The sequence below is a fragment of the Streptomyces sp. NPDC039465 genome (assembly GCF_055639315.1).
In genome coordinates this window covers 282,088-307,009 of the sequence record NZ_JBVKAP010000006.1, presented here as the reverse complement: position 1 = coordinate 307,009, position 24,922 = coordinate 282,088, and the positions used below count along the sequence as shown (strand labels likewise).

17 protein-coding genes are annotated in these 24,922 nt (G+C 72.8%); 10 read left to right on the top strand and 7 right to left on the bottom strand.

All coding sequences use genetic code 11. From position 1 onward, the window contains the following. Positions 1 to 855 (bottom strand): DUF4097 family beta strand repeat-containing protein, encoded by an 855-nt coding sequence (locus ACZ7LT_RS21755; RefSeq protein WP_471237712.1) that lies wholly within the window; start codon positions 853 to 855, stop codon positions 1 to 3. Between the two features lie 177 nt (positions 856 to 1,032). Here ACZ7LT_RS21755 and ACZ7LT_RS21750 point away from each other — a divergent pair, with 177 nt between their 5' ends. Then, on the top strand, positions 1,033 to 1,869 hold the full coding sequence (locus ACZ7LT_RS21750) for a hypothetical protein (RefSeq protein ID WP_471237711.1): 837 nt from the start codon (positions 1,033 to 1,035) through the stop codon (positions 1,867 to 1,869). Positions 1,870 to 1,898: 29 nt separating this feature from the next. On the opposite strand, the gene ACZ7LT_RS21745 is transcribed toward ACZ7LT_RS21750, so the two are convergent. Next, entirely contained in the window at positions 1,899 to 2,078 is a 180-nt protein-coding gene (locus ACZ7LT_RS21745) for a DUF6104 family protein (protein ID WP_019889383.1), read from the bottom strand. A 156-nt stretch (positions 2,079 to 2,234) separates the two neighbouring features. Between ACZ7LT_RS21745 and ACZ7LT_RS21740 the strand changes: the two genes are divergently transcribed. The 7 genes from ACZ7LT_RS21740 to fxsT all read left to right on the top strand — a co-directional run bounded on the left by ACZ7LT_RS21740 (position 2,235) and on the right by fxsT (position 13,772). Continuing rightward, positions 2,235 to 2,636 carry a CU044_2847 family protein gene (locus ACZ7LT_RS21740; protein ID WP_471237710.1) on the top strand — a complete coding sequence of 134 codons (402 nt, stop codon included), beginning with the start codon at positions 2,235 to 2,237 and terminating at the stop codon, positions 2,634 to 2,636. Then, complete coding sequence (locus ACZ7LT_RS21735; RefSeq protein ID WP_471237709.1) at positions 2,636 to 4,810, top strand: VMAP-C domain-containing protein; 2,175 nt, start codon at positions 2,636 to 2,638, stop codon at positions 4,808 to 4,810. The genes ACZ7LT_RS21740 and ACZ7LT_RS21735 overlap by 1 nt, the downstream gene beginning before the upstream one ends. Positions 4,811 to 4,862: 52 nt before the next feature. Beyond that, a complete protein-coding gene (locus ACZ7LT_RS21730; RefSeq protein WP_471237708.1) occupies positions 4,863 to 5,888 on the top strand; it encodes an AAA family ATPase in 1,026 nt (341 codons plus the stop codon). Between the two features lie 5 nt (positions 5,889 to 5,893). Then, positions 5,894 to 9,094, top strand: coding sequence for an SAV_2336 N-terminal domain-related protein (locus ACZ7LT_RS21725; protein ID WP_471237707.1), 3,201 nt, complete (start codon positions 5,894 to 5,896; stop codon positions 9,092 to 9,094). 83 nt (positions 9,095 to 9,177) lie between these two features. Then, positions 9,178 to 9,354, top strand: a complete 177-nt coding sequence (locus ACZ7LT_RS21720; protein ID WP_019889389.1) for a hypothetical protein — start codon at positions 9,178 to 9,180, stop codon at positions 9,352 to 9,354. A 63-nt stretch (positions 9,355 to 9,417) separates the two neighbouring features. After that, positions 9,418 to 10,674, top strand: a complete 1,257-nt coding sequence (locus ACZ7LT_RS21715; RefSeq protein WP_471237706.1) for an FxsB family cyclophane-forming radical SAM/SPASM peptide maturase — start codon at positions 9,418 to 9,420, stop codon at positions 10,672 to 10,674. A gap of 131 nt (positions 10,675 to 10,805) precedes the next feature. Further along, complete coding sequence (gene fxsT, locus ACZ7LT_RS21710) at positions 10,806 to 13,772, top strand: FxSxx-COOH system tetratricopeptide repeat protein (RefSeq protein ID WP_471237705.1); 2,967 nt, start codon at positions 10,806 to 10,808, stop codon at positions 13,770 to 13,772. A gap of 82 nt (positions 13,773 to 13,854) precedes the next feature. On the opposite strand, the gene ACZ7LT_RS21705 is transcribed toward fxsT, so the two are convergent. The 4 genes from ACZ7LT_RS21705 to ACZ7LT_RS21690 form a co-directional block, all read right to left on the bottom strand. Further along, on the bottom strand, positions 13,855 to 17,655 hold the full coding sequence (locus ACZ7LT_RS21705; RefSeq protein ID WP_471237704.1) for a multifunctional oxoglutarate decarboxylase/oxoglutarate dehydrogenase thiamine pyrophosphate-binding subunit/dihydrolipoyllysine-residue succinyltransferase subunit: 3,801 nt from the start codon (positions 17,653 to 17,655) through the stop codon (positions 13,855 to 13,857). A 272-nt stretch (positions 17,656 to 17,927) separates the two neighbouring features. Further along, entirely contained in the window at positions 17,928 to 18,968 is a 1,041-nt protein-coding gene (locus tag ACZ7LT_RS21700) for a HAMP domain-containing sensor histidine kinase (protein ID WP_471237901.1), read from the bottom strand. A gap of 53 nt (positions 18,969 to 19,021) precedes the next feature. Further along, positions 19,022 to 19,765 (bottom strand): response regulator transcription factor, encoded by a 744-nt coding sequence (locus ACZ7LT_RS21695; RefSeq protein ID WP_471237703.1) that lies wholly within the window; start codon positions 19,763 to 19,765, stop codon positions 19,022 to 19,024. A gap of 117 nt (positions 19,766 to 19,882) precedes the next feature. After that, a complete protein-coding gene (locus ACZ7LT_RS21690; protein WP_471237702.1) occupies positions 19,883 to 20,551 on the bottom strand; it encodes a spermidine synthase family protein in 669 nt (222 codons plus the stop codon). Positions 20,552 to 20,784: 233 nt separating this feature from the next. Between ACZ7LT_RS21690 and ACZ7LT_RS21685 the strand changes: the two genes are divergently transcribed. Together ACZ7LT_RS21685 and lon are read left to right on the top strand one after the other, a co-directional pair. Next, entirely contained in the window at positions 20,785 to 21,477 is a 693-nt protein-coding gene (locus ACZ7LT_RS21685) for a rhomboid-like protein (protein WP_471237701.1), read from the top strand. A 153-nt stretch (positions 21,478 to 21,630) separates the two neighbouring features. After that, entirely contained in the window at positions 21,631 to 24,042 is a 2,412-nt protein-coding gene (lon, locus tag ACZ7LT_RS21680) for an endopeptidase La (RefSeq protein ID WP_471237700.1), read from the top strand. Between the two features lie 54 nt (positions 24,043 to 24,096). On the opposite strand, the gene ACZ7LT_RS21675 is transcribed toward lon, so the two are convergent. After that, positions 24,097 to 24,894: a trypsin-like serine peptidase gene (locus ACZ7LT_RS21675; RefSeq protein WP_471237699.1), complete on the bottom strand. Its 798-nt coding sequence runs from the start codon at positions 24,892 to 24,894 to the stop codon at positions 24,097 to 24,099. Positions 24,895 to 24,922: the final 28 nt, after the last annotated feature.

Sequence of the window (24,922 nt, the reverse complement as noted above, 5' to 3'; positions counted from 1 at the left end):
TCAGAGGACCTTTCCGGAGTCGGTGCCGCTCTCGGCGGCCGGGGCCGGGCGGCGCAGCAGGGCGATCGAGCCGGTCACGGTCGTCGCCTTCAGCGTGCCCGTGCCCGCCCCCAGCGTGCCGGTGATCTTCTTGGCGCCCCACTGCCCGCTGATCCGCAGGTCGTCGAAGGCGTTGGCGACCGAGCCGCTGGTGGTGTTCGCCTCGACCTGGGCGTCCGCGGGGTGCGGCAGCCGGATGGCGACCTCGCCGGAGACGCTGGCGAGCCGGATGTCGGCCGGTCCGCCGGTGCCGAGGTCGACGGCCATGTCACCGCTGACCGACTCGGCGCGCACGGAGGGCCCGCCGCCGTCGACGACGGTCAGGCTGCCGGAGACGGACGTGAAGCGCAGGTCGCCGGTGACGGACTGGGTCTCGACGCTGCCGCCGATGCTCTCCGTGCGGACCGCGCCGGCCAGGCCGACGAGCGTGGTGTCGCCGTTGATGCCGCGTACGTCCGTACGCCCCCGGATGCCGGAGACCATCGTGGCGGCCTCGATGGCGCCCACCTCGACGTCCGTCCCGGCCGGGACGGCGAGCGTGACGACCGCGCGGCGGCGCCAGTCGCGCAGGGGGAGCCTGTTCTTGATCCAGTCGAGGAAGCCGCCCCAGGACAGGTCCTCGTAGGTGACCGTGAGCGTCGATCCGTCCAGGGTGACGGTCAGCGGCGGCCCTTCGATCTCGGAGACCTCAAGGCGGGTGGAACCCTCGTCGGTGCCGACGACGTTGACCGTTCCGTTGACGACCCGCACCTTGAGGGCCGTCACGGGGTCGTCGAAGGTGAGCTTCTTCGGCTCGGCGACGGACCATTCGTTCATGGCGCAGACCTCCTACGACGACACCGACCGGACGCGACGGGACGCAACATATCGCGTCTTCCGGTGAACACGATATATCGCGGTAGTGGGAAGTCAAGGGAAAGTCGGTGCCGGAAGCCGCCGCAGAGGCGGCGCCCAGGGGTCCGTAACCGGGCAAAGTGCCCTAGCGTATGGGGAATGAACGCGACATCCGGTCCCGGATCCGCCGGATCCGCCGGCCCCGCGGGCGCGCTGCTGCTCTGCCGGGCCGACCCCACGGCCGTCCGGCCGCCGGCTCCGCTGCTGCGCGAACATCTGCTCCTCGCCCCCGCCGGACAGGAGTGGAGCGTCCTCATCCCGGAGGGCAAGCCCTGGCGGGAGGGTGCCGCGGAGATCGACCAGGTGGTGGCGGGCTGGGCCGCCGCGCTCGCCGTCGGCGTGAGCTGGCCGGTCGTCGCGCTGTGGTGGGACGCGGACCGGGCGGGGTTCACCCTCGCCTCCGGCTTCCGCCGCACGGTCGGCTACGTCTGGCTCGCCGACGGCACCCCCCTCGGCGAGGACGAGGCGATGCGTACGTTCGCCGCCCGGCTCGGGCTCGACCCCGTCCTCGACACCGAGGCCCTGGATCTCCTCACCGCCCCCGACCCGGACGCCGACGCCCGGGCCCGGCTGCTCGGCCTGATCGCGGTCCTCACCCGCACCGGCCTCACGCTCCCCGACGGGCTCACCCCCGGCGAGCCCGCCGACCGGCTGCGCTCCACCGCCCTCGGACACGGCGCCGAAGCGCTCGAATGGTCCGGCTGGCGCGACGCCGTCCGCGCCGAGCTGGACGTCATGGAGGGCGGCCCGCTCGGTCCGTACGTCCGGGGTCCCAAGGCCCGGCTGCTCGCCATGGCCCAGCTCGCCGCGGGCGTCCCGCTGCTGGCCCTGGGCCTGCGCAGACGCAGCGGCGGCTGGGCGGCGGCCGGCGCGCTGCTGCTCGCGGACGGGGCGCTCGGCCTGCTCTACGACCGGCTGCGGCGAGAGCCGGCCTGAGCCGTCGTGGCCGCTACGCCCCTACGCCCCTATTCGTCGTCCTCGTCGTCCAGCCGGGCCAGCCAGGTCGCGAGCCGCTCGACGGGGACCTCGAAGTCCGGGTTGAGGTCGACGAACGTACGCAGCTGCTCGGCGATCCACCCGAGGGTGACCTCCTCCTCGCCGCGCCGGTTCTCCAGCTCCTCGATGCCACGGTCGGTGAAGTACAAGGGGTGCTCCGGTGCACTCGGAAACGCGTTCTCCCAGCCAGGATAGGAGAGCCCGGGAGGCCCTCGCCCCCGCGCCCCCGGAGGGTTAGCCTGATCCTCCATCAAAGTGACTGTGGTGTACGGGAACAGGTGCGCCGCAGGGACCGGGGGTGCGCCATGGGGGACGGGATACGGCCGGTACAGCTGCCCGACGGCACCGAGATCTGGGTCCGGGCCTCGCGCCTCGACGGCGTCGACGGGGACACGTACGACGACCTGTACGAGGACGTCGGCGTCTGGGACCGGGTGACCACCCGGGTCGCCGGGCTCAAGGAGACCGTGGAGGGTGTCGCCCGCTCCGTCCGGGACGCCACCGCCGCCGTGGCCCCGGACGAGACGGCGGTGACCTTCGGCATCGAGGTCTCCGCCAAACCGGGTAAGGCCGTCGCCGTGCTCGCCGACGGCGAGGCGAAGGCGAACCTCTCCATCACGCTGACCTGGCACAACGCCGAGCGCCGGGCGAACGCGGCGGCCCCCGGACAGACGCCCGAAGGAGGCGCGGGCCGGGACGGGAGCTGATGTCCGGGCGCGAGACACTGTGGCGGCTGGCCCAGGACGCCACCGTCGGCATCTGCCCCCCGCCCCGCACGCGCGAGAGCACCGGCCCGGCACTGCCGGGCCCACGCCGCCGCCCCACCTTGTGGGGCAGCGGCTTCCTCGTCGCGCCCGGATGGGTGCTGACCTGCGCGCACGTCCTGGTCGACGGGCTCGGGCTGCGGCGGCGGCAGGACCCGGCCGCCGACGAGGCCGACGTGGGCGTGGTCGTCGACGGCGAGGTCCTGCCCGGCCGGCTCGCCTACTGCATGCCCAGGCCGCACCAGGCCGTGCCCGAGCGCGGCGGCGACCAGCCGGGCCGCGAGCCGTACGCCGACGCCGTCGACGGCATCACCCCCGACCTCGCGCTGATCGCCCTGCTCGCCCCGCTCAAGCGCGAGCGGTGCGTCTGGCTCACCGACCGGCCGCCGGGCGAGTTCGGGCAGGCCGAGGACGACGGCGGCGGGATCGTCGGCCGGTTCTACGACGCCACGGGCGAGGAGGGCCCCTTCGTCACCGAACAGCTCGTCTGCGGCCACGGCGGCAACAAGGGCAGCCGGATCAAGGTCACCCTCCGGGTCGACATGCGCCACGGCGTCTCCGGCGGACCCCTCATCGACCTGGAGCGCGGCGAGGTGATCGGCGTCGTCAAGGCCCGTGCCAAGGACGGCCGCTCCGGGCTCGCCGTCGCCGTCAGCGCCCTGCGCGCCCTCGGCCCCGACGCCCACCAGCCCGGCGCCCCCGACCTCGGCGAGGAGCCCTACCGGGAGCTGATGCGGCTGCACGACGCCTGGCACTGGCGCCGCCAGGACCCCGAGCAGAGCGACGGCCAGGACACCTGGATCGACGGGCAGCGCGACCTGCCCGGGCGGCTCAGCTCCTGGGAGCTCACCGACCGGCTCACCGCCCTGCACCGCCTCGGCCGGATCCCCGGCCCCCGCAGCCCCGACGTGGTCCAGCAGCTTGTCCACGACGCCACCGGCCAGCACGCCAACCGCCACACCCGCGCCGTCACCTGGCGCGACGGCCATGGCATGCTCCGCGGCTTCGGAGGCGACGACGACCTCGCCGTCCATCTCCAGTACCTGGCCCGGGTCGCCGTCGAGGTGTACCGCGGCGCCGCGGCCCCCGGCGCCGACCCGCAGGCGGTCGCCGAGGCGCGGGCGCTGCACCGCTGGGTGATGGAACGCGGCCAGGCCCTGCGCCCCCAGATGCGCAAGCGGCTGAGCGGACTGCGCCCCGCCCCGCGCGCCGTCCTGCTGGAGTTCGAGGAGGCGCCCGCCTTCTACGACGACACCGAGGACGACGGGTACGCGGGCGCCGGCCCCGAACAGCCGCTGTTCACCTGGTCCGTGCTGCGCGGCTACGGGGACGGGCGCTGGGAGCTCGCCGTCGCGCCCCAGCAGGACGGCGTGCCCTTCGCCCGCGCCCGCGAGCAGGCTCTGCTCGCCCTGGCCGGGGTGCTGGCCGGCGCCGACGCGGCCCGCCCGGCCGGTGACCCCGTGCCCCTCGAAGTCGCCCTACCCGGCTCGCTGTTCGGCGCCGCCGTCGCCGAATGGGAGATGCGCGAGGACCACCGCCCCAGCTCGCCGCGGTCCGTCGTCGGCGCCGACCGGCCCGTCGTCCTGCGGGACATCGAACGCCGGCTCGCCCCGGTGGGCGACGAGGGGGCCGGCGACCCGTGGGCGCGCCGCTGGCGGGGACTGCTGAGCGCCCCCCGGCTCACGCCCGTACGGCTCGCCGAACCGCAGACCTCGCTCGGCCGGCAGCAGCTGAGCGCCCTGCCGGACGACACCGTGCCGGTGCTGTGCAGGGACGTGTCGGGTGGGACCGGCGGCGACGCCGTCCAGCGCGCGGCCGGCCTCGGCTTCCCGGTAGCGCTCTGGCGCGCCGACGGCCACGGCGAGCCGCACCAGGACCCGTGCGCCGGCCACTGCGAGGAGTTCCACGCCGGGGTGGCCGGGCTCCTCTCCGCCGCCGGCCCCGATCCGGCCGTCCTGTCCCTGCCCCGCCGGGTGTGGCGGCTGCGGGCCGGGGAGCCGAGGGCCACCTGGACGCGCGGTCTTGTGCTCTTCTACGACGATCCCCGGCACCCTTTGCCCCGCGCGGCCGAAAAACCCCTCCAGCAACCGGGGCGACGAGACCGGAATGCATCGTGATCCGCGGCGGTCCCCGGTACTGTCGTGGCAGCCTGTCGAGAAGGGGGTCGACATGAGCGAATGGCTGATCTACCGGGGCGCCGGAGCCCCGCACGACGGAATCGACCTGCTGCCCCCACCGCCGCCGTGGCGCGATTTCGACGGTGACGGCCCGGTCCAGACGGCGAGCGCGCTCGACAGCGCCTCCCGCCGCCGGCTCGGCGTCCGCGACTTCCAGGCCCAGCTGCACCGGCCCGGCACCGAGGAGCGCGAGCTCGTCAACGCCGCCCTCTATCTGCGCAGACCCCTCCTGGTCACCGGCCAGCCGGGCAGCGGCAAGTCGACCATCGCCCACTCCGTCGCGTACGAACTGCGCCTCGGCCGGGTCCTCGGCTGGCCCATCGTCAGCCGCAGCACCCTGCGCGACGGTCTCTACCAGTACGACGCCATCGGCCGGCTCCAGGACCTCCAGATCCGCCGCACCCTCGGCGAGGGCGACCGGCACGAGGGCTCCGCCATCGCCGACATCGGGCGCTACATCCGGCTCGGCCCCCTCGGCACCGCGCTGCTGCCCTACGACCGGCCCCGGGTCCTCCTCGTCGACGAGCTCGACAAGAGCGACATCGACCTCCCCAACGACCTGCTCAACGTCCTGGAGGAGGGCGAGTTCGTCATCCCGGAGCTGGAGCGGATCGCCGACATCGCGCCCGTGGTCGAGGTCATGACCGACGACGGCGTGAAGGTCCCGATCCACGGCGGCCGGGTCCGCTGCCGGCAGTTCCCCTTCATCGTGATGACCAGCAACGGCGAACGCGACTTCCCCGCGCCGCTGCGCCGCCGCTGCATCCAGCTGCAGATGCCGGCCCCCGACGAGGCCCGGCTCGCCGGCATGGTGCGGGCCCACTTCGGCGACCAGGCCGAGGTGGAGCACGCCGACCTCATCCGGCGCTTCCTCCACCGGGACGCCGGTGACGTCCTCGCGGTCGACCAGCTGCTCAACGCCATCCAGCTGGTCCGGCTCATGGGGGCGGAGGAGGGCGCGGCCGCCCGGGAACGGCTCGCCGACGTCCTGATGACACCGCTCGACCGGACGGGGTGACGCGGGTGCCCGGCCCCCGCCCGGACCCCTTCCTCCACCTCGTAGAGGCCCTCTCGGCCGCCGGAGTACGGCTGGACAGCAGGGAGATCGCGGACGCGCTCTGGCTGTCCCGGTGGACGGCGCCCGACGACGAGCCCGCACCACCCGGCGACGCGCCCCACGCACGCCGCAAGGATCCGGCCAAAGTCCCCGCCGAGCCCCCCGCGACCGAAGCGGACCAGGCCCCGCCCACCCGCGCGACGGACCGCGACACCCCGCCCGACACCGAGACCCGCGAGGCGACGGCGCCCGCCCCAGCCCCAGCCCCGGCCCCTGCCCCCGGACCCGGGCGCCGGACCAGGGCGCCCGCCGCCCCCGCCCTGCCGTCCCTGCCCCCGCTCCAGCGCGCCCTGCGGTCCCTGCGCTCCTACCGCCCCTTGGGGCCGACCACGGACGTCGCCCTCGACGTGGACGCCACCGTCGAACTCGCCGCCAGCACCGACCTCGTTATCCCCGTGGTCCGCCGCGTCCGCAGGCGCACCGCCGATCTGCAGATCCTCATGGACGGCGCGCCCTCCATGGCCGTGTGGGAGGGCCTGCTCCAGGAACTGCGCCGGGCCTGCGAGCAGCTCGGCGCCTTCCGGGACGTCGGCGTCCAGTACGTCCACCCGCTGCGCGACGGCATCGGCGTCACCGCCCACCCCGGCCCCGGGCAGGTCCTGCGCCCCGCCCACGAGCTGTCCGACGCCTCCGGACAGCGCGTCCACCTCGTCCTCAGCGACTGCACAGGACCGCTCTGGCGCGACGGCACCTTCCAGCGGCTGCTGCGCCGCTGGGCGGGCAGCGCGCCGCTCGCCGTGCTCCAGCCGCTGCCCCACCGGATGTGGCAGCGCACCGCGCTGCCCGCCGCCGTCGGTCTGCTCACCCGCAGGCCGGGACCGTACCGGGCGCTGGGGTTCCGGGGCCTGGAGCCGGGCACCCGCGCGCGGTACGGCTCCCCGGTGCCCCACCCCGTCGTGCCCGTCCTCACCCCGACGCCCGCCGCGCTGCGCACCTGGGCGCGTCTGGTCTCCTCCGACGCCGGACTCGAACTGCGCTGCGCGGCCGCCCTGCTGGAGGCGCCACGGGAGACCGTTCAGGCCGCGCCCGGAGAGGACCGGGAGGCCGCCGCCCAACGGCTCGCCGAATTCGGCGAGACCGCCTCGCCCGCCGCCCGCCAGCTCGCCGTCCAGCTCTCCGCCGCGCCCCTGTCCGTGCCGGTGATGCAGCTCGTCCAGCGTGCGATGCTGCCCCAGAGCGGCCCCGGCGAACTGGCCGAGGTGCTCCTCGGCGGCCTGGTCCGGGAGCTCGACGAACCCCGCGGTGGCGACCGGGACGACGGCCGGCGGCACGGGCCGTGGTTCGAGTTCACGCCGTACGTACGGGAACTGCTCCTGGAACAGCTCAGCGCGGGCGAGGCCGCCCTCGTCCTCAAGCACTGCGCCTTCTACATCGAGCGCACCTTCGGCCGCGGCGCCCGCAACTTCCCCGCCATCGTCGTCGCCCATCTGGAAGGCACCGGGCGCCGCGTCGCCAGCGGCAGCGGCAGCGTGCCCGAACCCTTCGTGTACGTCTCCGAACAGGTCATGCGGCGCTTCGAGCGCGAGGTCGGCTACCGCTCCACCACCCCCTCCGCCACCGAGGGTCCGGTCGCCGCCGCCACCGCCCATCTGCGGGCGTACGCCGTGAAACGCTCCACCGACGACCTCCTGGAGGCGCTGCGGCTGCTGCGCACCCCGGCCGCCGCGGACCATCCCGACCGCGGCCGGCTCTACGCCGAAGCGCTGCTGCACGCCTGGACCGAGTGGCGCGACCCCGACTCCCTGCGCCGCGCCGAGCAGGTCGCCCGCGCCCGTACCGACAGCGCCACCGCGCGCGTGCGGGCCGGGGACCGGCTCACCCTCGCCCGGGTGCTGCGCGCCCGCGGCGAGGCGGCCTCCGGCGACCAGGGAGCCCAGGACCTCGACGAGGCCGCCGCCCAGCTGGAACGGGCCCTCGGGGAACGGGACCTGGACCCGGACACCATGCGTGAGTGCGCGCTGCTCCACACCCGGATCGTGGAACGGCGCTCCCAGCTCTCGCCCACCGCCGCCAGCGAACCACTGCGCCGCTCCAGCCGCCTGCTCGGCCGGCTCACCCAGACCTGGCCGGGCGGCCCGCCGCCGCCCGAACTCCGCTTCGCCCTCGGGCGGGTGCTCCTCCAGCGGGCCGCCCTGGAGGAGCCCGGCAGCGACCGGATAAAGGAACTGGCCGAACGGGCCGCTTCCGCGCTCGATTCGGGGGTACAGGACACGGGGAGCGCGGAGGACGGGGCTGTACCACCGGCGCGTGCGCTGTTCGATCTTGCCGAGGCATATGCGCTCAGTGGTGAACCGTTCACACACCCCGCGGAAGGGGAAACCTTGAACCGGGCCGCCCAGGCGGCCCGTAGAGAGGGGGAGACGGAGCTGGAGGCCCTCGCGCTCGGCCGGCTCGCCGTGTACCGGTGGGCCCGGCACCGCGCGGCCGGCCACGCACACGACGTTGACAGCGCCACACAGGACATCGAGCTGGCCGAGGCGGAGATGAAACGGGCATTGAGTCTGTTACGACCGGGTGACCCACAACGCGTAGAACTCCTCGTCGCATACGGCCGGATGCTCCTGGAGATCCTCCAGGAGCCCGAGCCCAGGTCCACGGTCTCCGAGGCCGTGCACAGTCTCCGGGAGGCCGTCGCCGACACGGCCCCCAGCCACCCCTCCGCGGCCGAGCGCCGACTGCTCCTCGCCCGCGCGCTGCGCGAGCGCTACCACCGCGAGTCCATGATCGCCGACCTGTACGAGGCGTGCTGGACGGCCGAAGAGGCACTGAGAGGCACCGAGATACCCGCCCCACGGGCCCAGGCCCTGCTCGAACTGGGCGGCCTGCACCGCCTGCTGGCCGAGCGCACCCAGGAGCGCGGCGAGTGGGGGATCTCCGACGACACCTACCGGCGCGCGGCCACCGAGGCGGCCCGCGCGGGCGACCCGCTGACCGCCGCGCGGGCCCTGCACGGCCGCGGCGAGGTCCTCGAATACCTCGCGGGACCGGCCAGGGCGCTGGAGATGTACCGGCAGGCCCGCGAGCAGTGGGACGGCGTCCCCGGCGCGGATCCGGCCGAAGTGCGGCGCACGGATGACCGGATCCGGCACCTGGGCGGCACGCGGTGACTCGCACGTGTTTCCGGGCGCGGAGCAGAGGGCATGTGCGGTGAGACCTGCACAGCGCGGACGCGACCACACGAGGAGACGATGTGCGGACCCCGGCCGTGAGCGTGCCCGGCGAGTCGCTGCCGGACTTCTCCGGCGTCGATCTGGCCGCTCTGTACGACCGCAGTGAACGGCCGGCGCTCTCGGTGGTGCTGGAGGGCCTGCTGGCCCGGCCGCGTACGGAACACGACACGTTCGCCGCGTTCGAGGACACACCGTGAGACCCCGCCCCGCCGGGCGGGGGAACGACTGGAGCCGATGAACTGACGCAACGGGGGTGCGGAGTGAGGGTCGAGCACACGGGCGCGGGAGCGGCCCGCTCCCCGGCGCCCTGGCCGCTGTACGAGCTCGATCTCGCCGAGGCCCGGCGCACCGGGCCCCATCCCCTCCCGTTCCGCCAGTTCGTCCTGAAGACGCACAGCCGCTGCAACCTGGCCTGCACGTACTGCTACATCTACGAGAGCCCCGACCGCAGTTGGCGCGAGCGGCCCGTCCGGGTCCCCGACACCACCATGCGGCGCACCGCGGCCCGGATCGCCGAACACGTCCTCGCCCACCGCCTCGGTTCCGTACGGGTCGATCTGCACGGCGGTGAGCCGCTCCTCGGCGGCGCCGCGCCCCTGCTGCGCTACATCGCCTACGTCCGCGAGGCGTTACCCGACCACTGCGCCGTCTCCTTCGTCGTGCAGACCAACGGCACCCTCCTCACCCCCGACGTCCTCGCCGCCCTCGCCGGCGCCGGCATCCGCGTCGGGCTGAGCCTCGACGGCGGCACCGCCGCCCACAACCGCCGCCGCGTCGACCACGCGGGCCGCCCCGGCTGGCCGGCCGCGGCCCGCGCCGCCCGCCTGCTGCGCGACCACCCCGGCAGCTACGCCGGCATCCTGTGCACCATCGACCTCACCAGCGACCCGGGTGAGGTGCTGGACAGCCTCACCGCGCTGCGGCCCCCCGCGCTCGACCTGCTCCTGCCGCACGCCAACTGGTCCTCCCCGCCGCCGGGCATCGCGCCCGCCGACCCCCGCACGCTCACCCTGCCCCACCGGCGCCCCGCGCCCTACGGCGACTGGCTCGCCGAGGTCTTCGACCTGTGGTGGGACAAGGAGCGGCCCGCGGTCCCGGTCCGGCTCTTCGCCGAGATCATCGCCCTGCTCCTCGGCCTGCCCAGCGCCACCGAGTCCGTCGGGCTCTCCCCGGCCGCCACCGTCGTCGTCGACACCGACGGTGCCATCGAACAGGTCGACTCGCTGAAGACGGCCTACCCCTACGCCCCGGCCACCGGACTCGACGTGCACCGCCACACCTTCGACGAGGCCCTGGAGCACCCCGGCATCGTCGCCCGCCAGCTCGGCCGCGGCGCACTGCCCGCCGCCTGCCTCGACTGCCCCCTCGTCGCCGTCTGCGGGGCCGGCAACTACGCCCACCGCTATGTGGCGCACAGCGGGTTCCAGCACCCCACGGTGTACTGCGCGGACATGACCCGGCTCATACGGCACATAGCCGGCCGGCTGCGCGCCGAGATCGCCAGCGCCTCGCCGTAAGCCTCTCGGCCGATTGCCCGCGCGCGTCCGGGACTTCGCCGGATCGGCAGGTCGTGGATGAATTACGGTGCCGAAAGAGCCCACGTTCCCCATCGCACGCCACACTGCTCGTAGGACAGGGAGACGGTCGTATGGCCGAGCACATCACCATCAGCCACGCGGGTTCCAGCCGCCCGTGGGCGGCCTGGATCTCGCACCAGCTGGAACAGCAGGGCCTCAGTACGTCCATGCTGCGCTGGGACCCGGCCGTGGAGACCACGCTCGTCGAGGCCCTCACCGGTCTGCTCGACGCGCCCGGGCGGGTGCTGCTCGTCCTCGACGACTGGTACTTCGGCCTCGGCCCCCGGCCCGCCGCCGAGTGGGCCGAGGCGCTGCGCGAGGTCGTCCCCCCGCACGCCGAGCGGTTCGCCGCGGTGAACGTCGCCACCGGCGCCCTGCCCACCACGGCCGCCGCCCTCGGACCGGTGAACCTGCTCGGCCTCGACGCCCGCGAGGCCCGCCGCCGGCTGCTGCGCCGGCTCTCCGTGGAGCAGGCCCGCCCCACCGACGACACCGCCGAGGGCAGCAGCCCCCGCTTCCCCAACGACGACCAGGCCCAGTGGAACGTCCCGCCCCGCAACGAACGCTTCACCGGCCGTGACTCCGTCCTCGACGAGATCCACGACGTCTTCACCCGCGGCTCCGGCGAGGGCGAGCGCTGTGTGCTGCGCGGAATCTCCGGCGTCGGCAAGACCCAGATCGCCCGCGAGTACGCCTACCGCTTCCGCAACGAGTACGACATCGTCTGGCAGGTCAACTCCGGCTACCCCGGCACCGCCCGCGAGCAGCTCGCCGAGCTCGCCACCCGCCTCCAGCTGCCCGCCGGACGCGAGACCGGCGACCGGATCCGGGCCGTCCAGGACACCCTGCGCAGCGGCCGCCCGTACCGCAACTGGCTCCTCGTCTTCGACGGCGCCGACTCCACCGAAGGCATCGAGGGCCTGCTCCCCGACGGGCCGGGGCACGTGCTGATCACCACCCTCACCCGGGACTGGGCCGCGCTCGGCCGCACCCAGGAGATCGAGATCCAGCCCTTCACCCGCCGCGAGTCCGTCGCCTTCGCCCGCCGCCGCGCCGCCCGGCTCAGCGCCGAACAGGCCGACGCGCTCGCCGAAGCCGTGCAGGACCTGCCGCTGCTGCTCAACCAGACCGCCGCCTGGCTCGACATCAACGAGACCATGCCGGTCGAGACGTACCTCGAACGCATCCGCAGCGGCCGGCCCAACCAGTTCGGCATCTCCATCGCCGACGACGACTACAAGAAGAGCGTCTGGACCAGCTGGTCGCTGACCCAGAACATGCTCCGCGAGAAGCACCCGGACGCCGCCGAACTCCTCAAGGTCTTCGGGTTCTTCTCGCCCGACGCCATCCCGGTCGGACTCATCCAGACCGCCCGCCCCGGCGACCTGCCACCCCATCTCGCCGCCCTCGCAGCCGACCCCATCGGCTGGCACACCAACCTGCGCCGGCTGCACGAGGCGACCGCGGTGATGCGGATGGACTACCCCGCGGACACCGGCTTCGACCCGGGCGTCGAATCCGTCCAGATGCACCACCTCTACCACGGCTACCTCCGCGACGGGATGCCGCAGGCCGAGCGCGAAGCCGCCTCCGCGGCCGCCTGCCGGGTCCTCGTCAGCGGATCCCCGCGCAACCCCAACGACACCCGCCTGTGGGCCCGCTACGCCCAGCTCATCCCGCACCTCGAATACGCTGGCGCCTTCGACAGCACCGACCCCAGCGTCCAGGAGCTCGTCCTCGACTGCATCAACTACCTGCGCGTACGCGGCGAGTACACCGCCGGGCTCGACCTGTGCGAGAAGTCCTGGCCCCGTTGGCAGCAGCGGCTCGCCCCGGCCGACCGCAATCTGCTCATGCTCGAATACCTCCACTCGATCCTGCTGCGCAGGGTCGGCCGCTACCGCGAGGCCGAGGCCATGGGCCGTAACTCCGTCGCCCAGCTGGAGCAGCACTCCCCGAACAGTGGCGAACTGGTCCGCGCCAAGACCGGGCTCGGCGGCAGCCTGATGGCGCTCGCCTCCTACGACGAGGCGAAACTCCTCTTCCAGGAGGTCTGGCAGACCTACAACAACCTCCTCGGCGACCAGCACCCCCGCACCCTCGGCGCCCGCCACAACTACGCCTCCGTCCTCGCCCAGCTCGGCCGCTACGAGGAGGCGCTCACCATCGAGCTGGACGTCCTGCAGGCCATGGAGCGGGTGCTCAAGCTCCGCCACCCCTCCACCCTCTCCAGCGGCATCACCTGCGCCACCCTGATGCGCTGGCTCGGCCGCTACGAGGAGGCCACCTCACGCCAGGAGCAGAACGTCCGCGTCCACCGCCAGATCATGGACCGGCACCACCCGCAGACCCTGCGCGCCGAGCAGAACCTCGCGCTCTGTCTGCGCCGCACCGGCGAGTACCAGTCCGCCGAGGTGCTCATGCGGACCGTCCTCAGCCGCTCCGAGCAGGTCCACGGACCGCGCCACCCCGACACCCTCGCCGTCCTCGCCGACTACGCCAACCTGCTGCGCCAGCACGGCGACACCGGACGCGCCAGGGAACTGGCCGAACGCGCCTGCGACGAGTACAGCTCCCTGCTCGGCGACGGGCACCCCTTCGCCGCCGGCGTGCTCGGCAACCTCGCGCTCGTACGGTCCGAGTTCGGCGAGCGGGAGGAGTCCCTGCACATGTCGGAGCGGGCGCTGTCCCGGATGCGCGCCACCGTCGGCGAACACCACCCCTGGACGCTCGGCTGCGCGCTCAACACCTCGGCCGCCCGCGCCCTCGTCGGCGACGAGGAAGGCGCGGCGGAACTCTCCGCGGGCACCGCGCAGCGGGCCGGGGACGTCCTGGGCGAGAGCCATCCGCTGACCCTGTCCGCCCGCGCCGCGCACGCCGCCGACCTGCGCGCGCTGCGGCGCGCCAAGGAGGCCGCGGACAAGGAGCAGGAGGTCATCCGGGCGCTGGCCCAGACCCTCGGCGACCAGCATCCGCACACCCTGAGCGTGCGGCGGCGCGAGCGCCCGTACTGGGACTTCGAACCGCAGCCCGTCTAGGCGCCCTCCCGGCCCGGCCGAACGCCGAAGGGCCCGGTCCGTATCGGCTGATACGGACCGGGCCCTTGAGCTGACGTACGGATCAGGCGTCGAAGACCTCGGCCACCAGCTGGGCCTGCTCGATCTCATGACGCTTCTTCGAGCCGACCGCCGGGGACGAGCTGTGCGGACGCGAGATGCGGCGCAGGCGCTCGCCGTGCGGGATGTCCGCGCCGACGGCCAGGTCGAGGTGGTCGATCAGGTTCAGCGCGATGAACGGCCACGCACCCTGGTTCGCCGGCTCCTCCTGCGCCCACAGGTACTTCTCGGCGTTCGGGAACTTGGCGATCTCGGCCTGGAGCTCGGCACCCGGCAGCGGGTACAGACGCTCCAGACGGATGATCGCCGTGTCCGTCGTGCCGCGCTTCTTGCGCTCGGCGTCCAGGTCGTAGAAGACCTTGCCCGCGCAGAAGACGACCTTCTTGACCGCGGCCGGGTCGACCGACTCGTCGCCGATCACCGGACGGAAGCCGCCGGTGGTGAACTCCTCCGCCTTCGACGCCGCCGCCTTCAGACGCAGCATCGACTTCGGGGTGAAGACGATCAGCGGCTTGTGGTGCGGGTTGTGCACCTGCCACCGCAGGAGGTGGAAGTAGTTCGACGGGAGCGTCGGCATCGCGACGGTCATGTTGTCCTGCGCGCACATCTGGAGGAAGCGCTCCGGGCGGGCGGACGAGTGGTCCGGGCCCTGGCCCTCGTAGCCGTGCGGCAGCAGCAGCGTGACGCCCGAGGTCTGGCCCCACTTCTGCTCGGCCGAGGAGATGAACTCGTCGACGACGGTCTGCGCGCCGTTGACGAAGTCACCGAACTGGGCCTCCCAGACCACCAGCGCGTCCGGGCGGGCCAGCGAGTAGCCGTACTCGAAGCCCATCGCCGCGTACTCGCTCAGCAGCGAGTCGTAGACGTTGAAGCGGGCCTGGTCCTCGGAGAGGTAGAGCAGCGGGGTGAAGTCCTCGCCGGTCTCCTGGTCCACGAGCACCGCGTGGCGCTGGCCGAAGGTGCCGCGGCGGGAGTCCTGGCCGGCGAGCCGGACCGTGGTGCCCTCCATCAGCAGCGAACCGATGGCGAGGGTCTCGCCCATGCCCCAGTCGATGGTGCCGTCGTCGATGGAGGCGGCACGCCGCTGCAGCTGCGGCATCAGACGCGGGTGGACCTTGATCCGCTCGGGGATCGTCACCTGCGACTCGGCGATCCGCTTCACGACCTCCTGGGAGACCGCGGTGGTGACGGTGACCGGGAACTCCGGCTGGGCGTCCGGGACATGCATCGGGGCCGGGTGGCTGGTCGCCTCGCGGACCTCCGCGAACACCTTCTCCAGCTGCCCCTGGAAGTCCTGGAGCGCCTGCTCCGCCTCTTCGAGGGTGATGTCACCGCGACCGATCAGCGACTCGGTGTAGAGCTTGCGCACCGAACGCTTCTTGTCGATCAGGTTGTACATCTGCGGGTTGGTGAACTGCGGGTTGTCGCCCTCGTTGTGACCGCGGCGGCGGTAGCAGATGAGGTCGATCACGACGTCCTTGTTGAACGCCTGGCGGAACTCGAAGGCGAGCCGCGCGACACGGACCACGGCCTCCGGGTCGTCGCCGTTCACATGGAAGATCGGCGCCTCGATCATGCGGGCCACGTCGGTGGCGTACATCGAGGAACGCGACGACTCCGGGGCGGCGGTGAAGCCGACCTGGTTGTTGATGACGATGTGGACCGTGCCGCCCGTGCGGTAGCCGCGCAGCTGCGACATGTTCAGCGTCTCGGCGACCACACCCTGGCCGGCGAAGGCCGCGTCACCGTGCAGGGCGACCGGCAGGACCGTGAAGTCCGTGCCGCCCTTGTTGATGACGTCCTGCTTGGCGCGCACGACACCCTCGAGGACCGGGTCGACCGCCTCCAGGTGCGAGGGGTTGGCGGTGAGCGAGACCTTGATCTGCTCGCCGTCCAGGCCGGTGAAGGTGCCCTCGGCGCCCAGGTGGTACTTCACGTCGCCGGAGCCGTGCATCGACTTCGGGTCGAGGTTGCCCTCGAACTCGCGGAAGATCTGGGCGTACGACTTGCCGACGATGTTGGCAAGCACGTTGAGCCGGCCGCGGTGGGCCATGCCGATGACGACCTCGTCGAGGCGGGCCTCGGCGGCGGAGTCGATGACCGCGTCGAGCAGCGGGATGACGGACTCGCCGCCCTCCAGCGAGAACCGCTTCTGACCGACGTACTTGGTCTGCAGGAAGGTCTCGAACGCCTCGGCGGCGTTCAGGCGGCGCAGGATCCGCAGCTGCTCCTCACGCTCCGGCTTGGAGTGCGGGCGCTCGACGCGGTCCTGGATCCACTTGCGCTGCTTGGGGTCCTGGATGTGCATGAACTCGACGCCGGTGGTGCGGCAGTACGAGTCGCGCAGCACGCCGAGGATGTCGCGCAGCTTCATCATCGACTTGCCGGCGAAGCCGCCGACCGCGAACTCGCGCTCCAGGTCCCACAGGGTGAGGCCGTGCTCGGTGATGTCCAGGTCGGGGTGCTTGCGCTGGCGGTACTCCAGCGGGTCGGTGTCGGCCATGACGTGGCCGCGGACCCGGTAGGAGTGGATCAGCTCGAAGACCCGCGCGGCCTTGGTGACGTCGTCGTCGTGCGAGGCGTCGATGTCCTTGAGCCAGCGGACCGGCTCGTAGGGGATGCGCAGGGCCTTGAAGATCTCGTCGTAGAAGCCCTCCTCGCCGAGGAGGTAGTTCGCGACGATCCGCAGGAACTCGCCGGAGGCGGCGCCCTGGATGACCCGGTGGTCGTAGGTCGAGGTCAGGGTCATGACCTTGGAGATGCCCAGCTTGTTCAGGGTGTCCTGGGAGGTGCCCTGGAACTCGGCGGGGTAGTCCATGGAGCCGACGCCCATGATGACCGACTGTCCGGGCATCAGACGCGGCACGGAGTGCACGGTGCCGAGGCCGCCGGGGTTGGTCAGGGAGACCGTGACGCCGGTGAAGTCCTCCATCGTCAGCTTGCCGACGCGGGCGCGCTTGACGATGTCCTCGTAGGCCTGCCAGAACTCGAAGAAGTTCAGCGTCTCGGCCTTCTTGATGCCCGCGACGACGAGCTGGCGGTCGCCGTTGGGCTTCACCAGGTCGATGGCGAGGCCGAAGTTCACGTGGTCCGGCTTGACCAGGGTCGGCTTGCCGTCCTTCTCCGCGAAGGAGTAGTTCATCGACGGCATGGCCTTGATCGCCTGCACCATGGCGTACCCGATGAGGTGCGTGAAGGAGATCTTCCCGCCCCGGGCGCGCTTCAGGTGGTTGTTGATCACGATCCGGTTGTCGAAGAGCAGCTTCACCGGGACGGCGCGGACGGACGTGGCCGTCGGCATCTCCAGCGAGAGGTTCATGTTCTTCGCGACGGCGGCGGCCGGGCCGCGCAGCGTGACCAGCTCGGGCCCGGCGGGGGCCTCGGCCGCGGGCTTGGCGGCAGCCGGCTGTGCGGCGGGCTTCGCCGCAGCGGCGGCGGGCTTGGCCGGGGCGGCCGGGGCGGCGGGCTGTGCGGCAGCCGGCTGTGCGGCGGCTGCTGCGGCCGGCTGCGCCGGAGCGGCGGCGGGGGCCTGGGCCGGGGCGGCGGGGGCCGCCGGGGCGGAGGTCACCGCAGCCCCCGTGGCTGCGGCACCGGTCGTGGGGGCTTCGGCCGTGCCGGGGGTACCGGGCTTGTAGTCGGCGAAGAAGTCCCACCAGGCACGATCGACCGAATTCGGGTCCTGGAGGTACTGCTGGTAGATCTCGTCGACGAGCCACTCATTGGGACCGAAGGCGGCGGCAGGGTTCTTTCCCTGCGCGTCTTGGTCGGTCTGGGAGCTCGAGTTACTGGGGGACTGAGACGACACGGCGGCAACCGCCCTCTTCCGCTTCACAAGGTGATGGACAGCGGAAATAAAGGCTACGCCTCCCCGGCCGAGAGGTGCAGGCCGGGCATGCCAACGTCGCGCAAGTCACACTTGACGGAGAGTTTCGGGGTAGGGAATGGCGGGAAACAAGCGTGGTTCCGCATTGTTTCGGGTACGCGCCAGCGTGGCTGCGACCCCCCGTTGGTCGCAGCCCTCGACCCCTTACACGCAGAACACGGCCTTCCGGTTCGAACCCTACGTCAATCAGTTGCTCAAGGGCTGCCCGGAAGAGTGACCTGGATGCGGCAGCCACGTGCGGATTCGGCCACACCGATACGGCCACCGTGCAGATCCACCGCCCAGCGGGCGATCGCCAGGCCCAGACCCGTACCACCGTCGCTGCCCGGCCCCTGCTGGGCCGGGACGCTGCCCCGGTTGAACCGCTCGAAGACCGTGCGCCGCTCCGACTCCGGAATGCCGGGGCCCTCGTCCTCGACCTCCAGCTCCAGCGACTCGGGCCAGGCGCCCCGCCGGGCTCGTACGGTCACCCGGCCGTGCGGCGGGGAGTGCTTGACCGCGTTGTCGATCAGGTTGGCCATCACCTGGTGGAGGCGTTCGGCGTCCGCGCGGGCGGTCAGCTCCGGCGGCGAGACGTCCAGGTGCAGATGGACGTCCGTACGGGTGTGCAGGCCGGAGGTGGAGGACAGACCGCGCTGGGCGGCGGCGAGATTGGCCTCGCGCAGCACACCCGACAGATAGGGCCATACCTCGAAGCGGCGCGATTTGAGCGTGACGACACCGTTGTCAAGCCGTGACAGATCGAGCAGGGTCTCCACCAGCCGGCCGAGCCGCTCGGTCTGCTTCAGGGCCGTGCGCATCGTCTCCGGATCGGCCTCGGAGACCCCGTCCACCACGTTCTCCAGGACGGCCCGCAGTGCGGCGATGGGGGTGCGCAGCTCATGGGAGACATTGGCGACCAGCTCCTTGCGGTGCCGGTCCACGGCCTCCAGGTCGTCCGCCATCCGGTTGATCGTGGAGGCGAGCGTCCCGAGCTCGTCGCGCCGGTCCGCGCCCCGTACCCGGTGGGTGTAGTCGCCGTCCGAGATCGACCGGGCGACCGTGTTCATCTCGTCCAGCGGCGCGGTCAGGCCGTGCGCCACGAACTGGGTGATCAGCAGGGTCGCGATCATCGCGAAGATCGTGATGTAGCGGAACTCCGTCGAGGTCTTTATGGCCACCAGCGCGAGACCCGAGGTGATCAGCACCGCCCCGACGACCAGCGCGCCCAGCTTCGCCTTGATCGAGACCGTCATACGCCGGCCGGCCGGCCGGGCGGGCCGGGGCGGGCGGGCCGGCCGCGGCGCGGTCACGGCGCCGGGGTCTCCAGCGCGTACCCGACACCGTGGACGGTACGGATCCGCTCGGCGCCGATCTTGCGGCGCAGGGCCTTGATGTGGCTGTCGACCGTACGGGTGCCGGAGGCGTCCGCCCAGTCCCACACCTCGGCGAGCAGCTGCTCACGGGAGAGGACCGCGCGCGGGGTGTTGGCCAGGCAGACCAGCAGGTCGAACTCGGTGGGCGTCAGATGGACGTCCTCGGCCTTGACGCGGACCCGGCGCTGGGCGTGGTCGATCTCCAGCTCGCCGAGGCGCAGGATGCCGCTGCGCGGCGTCACGGCGGCCAGGGCCGCCCGCTCCACCCGGCGCAGCAGGACGTGCACCCGGGCCGCCAGCTCCCGCATGGAGAACGGCTTGGTCATGTAGTCGTCCGCGCCGACCCCGAGCCCGACCAGCATGTCGGTCTCGTCGTCACGCGCCGTGAGCATCAGCACGGGGACGGGGCGCTGCGCCTGGACGCGGCGGCAGACCTCCAGGCCGTCGAAGCCGGGCAGCATCACGTCGAGGACCATCAGGTCGGGCTGCCAGGCCTCGGCGGCGTCGACGGCCGCCGGGCCGTCGGTGGCCGTCTGGACCAGGAAGCCCTCGGCCCGCAGCCGTGCGGAGATGGCGTCCACGATCGTGGTGTCGTCCTCGACGACCAGGACCCTTCGCTGGGCGCTGGTCGACGGGTACGGCGCCGCACCGCCCTGGCTGGTGGTTGTCTGCTCCATCGCCCCGCCCCTGACACGCGTCGTCGCGTACCGCACGTAGTTCTGTGTGGCCGTCTTCTTCGTGGCCGTGATCCGAGTTGTCGAGGCAGCAGCGTAAAGGCAGTCGCCGCGTCGCGGCTATCCAGCCCTGACGCCGAGATGGACCACATCGGGAAGGCCTCGGGCAACGTGGATCTCTTCAGTCCTTACCCCGCTGAATCCGGCATTCCGCATCGACTCCTCGAAATCGGCGGAGGGCCGCGCGGACCAGACGGCGAGCACTCCGCCCGGCCTCAGCCGGTCCCGGCAGGTGGCCAGTCCGCCGGGTGAGTACAGGGTTTCGTTGTCCTCGGTGACGGTCCAGTCGGGGCCGTTGTCGATGTCCAGACAGAGGGCGTCGTAGGTGTCCGGAGTGGTCCGCAGATGTTCCACGAGGTCCGTGTGCAGGATCACGGTCGCCGGATCGGCCAGCGCCTCGCCGGAGATCGCCGCGAGGGGGCCTTCGTGGTGCCAGTCGATGATCGCCTGCTCGCGCTCGACGACGGTGATCCGCGCCCAGCGGCCGCTCGCCGCCGCGTGGGCCAGTGAGAAGCCGACGCCGAGGCCGCCGATGAGGACGGCCGGGGCGACCGGCGGCGGGTCGAGGGCCAGATACGCCGCGTCGACGAGCAGCCGCTCCGAGCGCCCGTCGGAGGTGTCCATCAGGAACGTGCCGTTGGCGATGATCTGAAGCAGGTCTCCGTGCCGCCGCAGGACCACCTCCCCGTACGGTCCTTCGCGCCGGTCGAGGGTGACGGGGGCGGACATGCGGGGAGCCTCCTGCGGTAGGTGGGTGCACGCGGTCGTCCGGACCATCCTTGCCGCGCGGGAGCGCCCCGGACAATCGGTTAACGGCCGTCTCGGGGGCGGGGCACCGCTTGCCGGTGGCCGGTTCCCGGTGCCGGGGCGTGTCGTACGTCACCCGCCCCCGGTGGTGGCGACGGCGGCGGGTGGGGCAGGGTGGAGGCCGGGGGCTGATCGACACGAAGGGGCCTCGCGAGGTGCGGCGACGTCAGACACCACCGGACACGTCCGACACCGCCGGCCTCCTCGACGCCCTCCCGCCGCAGCCGTATCAGGGGGACGGCGGCCTCAAGCGGCGCGGGCGGGTGCCCGTGCCGTTCACCCTCTGCTACGGCGGGGTGCTGCTCGGGACCTCTCTCTACGCGGAGTTCGGCGACCCCGGCACCGTCGCCGCTCTCCTGGAGGGCTCCAGCACCGACGCCGCCCATCTCGCCCGTACGCCCCTGCTCGTCCTCGTCGCCAGCGCGCTGTGGATCGCGGGCGGCCTCGCCTCGCCGTACGCGCTCGGCTTCGTCGTCGTGCTCGCCGCGCTGGAGCGGCGGGTCGGCGGGATGCGCACCGCGGCCGTGTTCGCTGCCGGGCACGTCGTGGCGACGCTCGCGACCGAGGTGCCGGTCGGGATCTCGGTGTGGGCCGGGCAGTTGCCCGCCTCGTCGCTGCACCGGCTCGACTACGGCATCAGCTTCGGCCTGCTGGCCTGCACCGGGGCGCTCGCGCTGCTGCTGCGCGCGCCACTGCGCGCCGCGCTGCTCGCCGGGGTGTCCCTGATGCTCCTCGCGGATCTGCGTGCCTACGAGGACCCGGTCTCCGACTGGGGCCATCTGCTGGCCTTCGTCACCGGCCTCATCTGCCGGCCGGTCGTGCGCCCCGCGGCAGGGCGCCGACGGTAGTCGCCGCGGACACCCCGTCAGGAACACCTCCTGTCCCGTACGTCCCCGGTGTCCCGGAGACCGATCGCTCAGAGCGAACACCTGTCGGGGAACAATCCTCGGCTCAGCAGCATTGAGTCGGCATAGCTCAACTTGACTGCCGAAGGGGAGATCATGGCTGCTGAGTCCATGGCGTCCGTGCCGCTCACTCTGCCCGTGCTGCCGCTCGACGACGAGGTCGTGCTGCCCGGAATGGTCGTGCCGCTGGACCTGTCCGACAACGACGTACGCGCCGCGGTCGAGGCCGCCCAGGCAGCCGCGCGTCCCACCTCCGGCAAGCCGCGGGTCCTTCTCGTGCCACGGATCGACGGTACCTACGCCGCCACCGGTGTCCTCGGCACCGTCGAGCAGGTCGGCCGGCTCTCCGACGGCGACCCCGGCGCGCTCATCCGCGGCCGTGGCCGGGTGCGGATCGGGGCCGGGACGACCGGGCCCGGTGCCGCCCTGTGGGTCGAGGGGGCCACGGTCGAGGAGACCGTGCCCGACCCGCTGCCCGGTCAGGTCACCGAACTGGTCAAGGAGTACAAGGCACTCGCCACCGACTGGCTGAAGAAGCGTGGCGCCTGGCAGGTCGTGGACCGCGTCCAGCAGATCGACGGCGTCGGCGCGCTGGCCGACAACTCCGGCTACTCGCCGTTCCTGACGACGGCCCAGAAGGTCGAACTCCTGGAGACCGCCGACCCGGTCGCCCGCCTCCGGCTCGCCACCGAGCAGCTGCGCGAGCACCTCGCCGAACAGGACGTCGCCGAGTCCATCGCCAAGGACGTCCAGGAGGGCGTCGACAAGCAGCAGCGTGAGTTCCTGCTGCGCCGCCAGCTCGAAGCCGTCCGCAAGGAGCTGCGCGAGCTCAACGGCGAGAGCGAGGGCGAGGAGTCCGACGACTACCGCGCCCGCGTGGAGGCCGCCGACCTGCCCGAGAAGGTGCGCGAGGCCGCCCTCAAGGAGGTCGACAAGCTGGAGCGGTCCAGCGACCAGTCCCCGGAGGGCTCCTGGATCCGCACCTGGCTCGACACGGTCCTCGAATTGCCCTGGAACGAGCGGACCGAGGATCAGTACGACATCCAGGGCGCCAAGGCGGTCCTGGACGCCGAACACGCCGGCCTGGACGACGTGAAGGAACGCATCACCGAGTACCTGGCGGTCCGCAAGCGGCGCGCCGAGCGTGGTCTCGGCGTGGTCGGCGGCCGCCGCGGCGGCGCGGTCCTCGCCCTCGTCGGCCCGCCCGGCGTCGGCAAGACCTCCCTCGGCGAGTCCGTCGCGCACGCCATGGGGCGCAAGTTCGTCCGGGTCGCGCTCGGCGGTGTCCGCGACGAGGCGGAGATCCGCGGCCACCGGCGCACGTACGTCGGCGCGCTGCCCGGCCGGATCGTACGGGCGATCAAGGAGGCCGGGTCCATGAACCCGGTGGTCCTGCTCGACGAGATCGACAAGGTCGGCTCCGACTTCCGCGGCGACCCGGCCGCGGCCCTCCTCGAGGTCCTCGACCCGGCGCAGAACCACACCTTCCGCGACCACTACCTGGAGGTTGAACTCGACCTCAGCGACGTCGTCTTCCTCGCCACCGCCAACGTCCTGGAGGCCATCCCCGAGGCCCTCCTCGACCGGATGGAGCTGGTGCGGCTCGACGGCTACACCGAGGACGAGAAGGTCGTCATCGCCCGTGACCACCTGCTGCCGCGCCAGCTGGAGCGGGCCGGTCTTGAGCCGGGCGAGGTCGTCCTCGAGGACGCCAGCCTGCGCAAGCTGGCCGGCGAGTACACCCGCGAGGCGGGCGTACGCAACCTGGAGCGCTCCATCGCCCGGCTGCTGCGGAAGGTCGCGGCCCAGCACGAACTGGGCGACCGCGAGCTGCCGTTCACCGTCGCGCCCAAGGATCTGCGGGCGCTGATCGGGCGTCCGCACCACATCCCCGAGTCCGCCCAGGACCCGGCGGAGCGGCGCACGTCCGTGCCGGGTGTCGCGACCGGTCTCGCCGTCACCGGCGCGGGCGGGGACGTCCTGTTCGTGGAGGCGTCGCTGGCCGACCCGGAGACCGGCGCGGCGGGGCTGACCCTGACCGGTCAGCTCGGCGACGTGATGAAGGAGTCCGCGCAGATCGCGCTCTCCTTCCTGCGCTCGCACGGCGCGGAGCTCGAACTGCCGGTGACCGGCCTCAAGGACCGGGGTGTGCACATCCACTTCCCGGCGGGCGCGGTGCCCAAGGACGGTCCGAGCGCGGGCGTCACGATGACGACGGCCCTCGCCTCGCTCCTGTCGGGCCGTCTGGTCCGCACGGACGTGGCGATGACCGGTGAGGTGTCGCTGACCGGCCGGGTCCTGCCGATCGGCGGGGTGAAGCAGAAGCTGCTGGCCGCGCACCGGGCGGGCATCACGACCGTCGTGATCCCCAAGCGGAACGAGGCCGACCTCGACGACGTCCCGGCCGAGATCCTCGACACGCTGGAGGTCCACCCGGTCACCGACGTCCGCCAGGTCCTGGAGATCGCCCTGACCCCGGCGGAGGTGGCCGTGTCCGCCGCGGCGTGAACCGACCCGACGAAGGGCGCCCCCGAGGGGGCGCCCTTCGTCACGCGCGTACGGTCAGGCTCCCGCCCCCGCCGCCTTCTCGTACAGCTCGCGCGCCCGCGCGTCGAAGACGACCGCCGTCGACTCCGTGTCCGTCTCCCCGCCGCTGAGCACCCCGATCAGGCGGCCCGGGTGGCGGGCGTCGCGGTAGTCCGCGAGCCAGGGGCTGCCGCTCGTGCCTTCCCAGAAGCCCGCGCACTCCATCCGCATCGAACCGTCCAGCGCCGGGTCGGGGGAGGTGTCGGTGGTGCAGGTGACCGGTGTGCCCGCCGGGTTGTGGTCCTCGTTCGGATAGCCGACGACGGTGACCCGGCGGTGCGCCGGGGAGGTCCAGTCGGCCTCGGCGCCGCCCACCACCTGCTGCACACTGCGGCCCCGCTCGTCCGGCTCCAGGGTCAGGAAGGCGTAGTCGACGGCGTCGTCCCCGCCGTCGCGCCATCCGTCGTCGACCTGGACCGCGCGGACCTTCCAGCTGCCGTACGGGCGGGTGCCCGGGTCCGCGCCCCGGAAGCCGGGCACGAAGGAGAAGTCCTCGGCGTAGGCGCCGTCCGTGAACACACAGTGCGCCGCGGTCGCGACGACGTCGCCGCGCGGACTGTCCACCACGCTCGCCGTGCACCAGTGGCCGTCCTCGTCGGCCAGGACACCCACCGACGGCAGCCCCACCCCCGGCGCGGCGGCTCTCCCCGGGGTGGGGGAGGGCAGCCGCGGCACCGGCGGCGGACCGGTGCGCGCGGGGGCCGCGCACGCGGTGGCGCTCGTCAGCACGGCGGCGACGGACCAGAGCAGAAGCCTCTTCCCGTACACGTACATGCGTCTCATCCTCACCCACCCGCCTGTG

Excerpts from the sequence above, each read along its gene's own strand:
- ACZ7LT_RS21755 (WP_471237712.1), bottom strand. The coding sequence starts at position 855 with ATGAACGAATGGTCCGTCGCCGAGCCGAAGAAGCTCACCTTCGACGAC.
- ACZ7LT_RS21750 (WP_471237711.1), top strand. The coding sequence starts at position 1,033 with ATGAACGCGACATCCGGTCCCGGATCCGCCGGATCCGCCGGCCCCGCG.
- ACZ7LT_RS21740 (WP_471237710.1), top strand. The coding sequence starts at position 2,235 with ATGGGGGACGGGATACGGCCGGTACAGCTGCCCGACGGCACCGAGATC.
- ACZ7LT_RS21735 (WP_471237709.1), top strand. The coding sequence starts at position 2,636 with ATGTCCGGGCGCGAGACACTGTGGCGGCTGGCCCAGGACGCCACCGTC.
- ACZ7LT_RS21730 (WP_471237708.1), top strand. The coding sequence starts at position 4,863 with ATGAGCGAATGGCTGATCTACCGGGGCGCCGGAGCCCCGCACGACGGA.
- fxsT (WP_471237705.1), top strand. The coding sequence starts at position 10,806 with ATGGCCGAGCACATCACCATCAGCCACGCGGGTTCCAGCCGCCCGTGG.
- ACZ7LT_RS21700 (WP_471237901.1), bottom strand. The coding sequence starts at position 18,968 with ATGACGGTCTCGATCAAGGCGAAGCTGGGCGCGCTGGTCGTCGGGGCG.
- ACZ7LT_RS21695 (WP_471237703.1), bottom strand. The coding sequence starts at position 19,765 with ATGGAGCAGACAACCACCAGCCAGGGCGGTGCGGCGCCGTACCCGTCG.
- ACZ7LT_RS21690 (WP_471237702.1), bottom strand. The coding sequence starts at position 20,551 with ATGTCCGCCCCCGTCACCCTCGACCGGCGCGAAGGACCGTACGGGGAG.
- lon (WP_471237700.1), top strand. The coding sequence starts at position 21,631 with ATGGCTGCTGAGTCCATGGCGTCCGTGCCGCTCACTCTGCCCGTGCTG.
- ACZ7LT_RS21675 (WP_471237699.1), bottom strand. The coding sequence starts at position 24,894 with ATGTACGTGTACGGGAAGAGGCTTCTGCTCTGGTCCGTCGCCGCCGTG.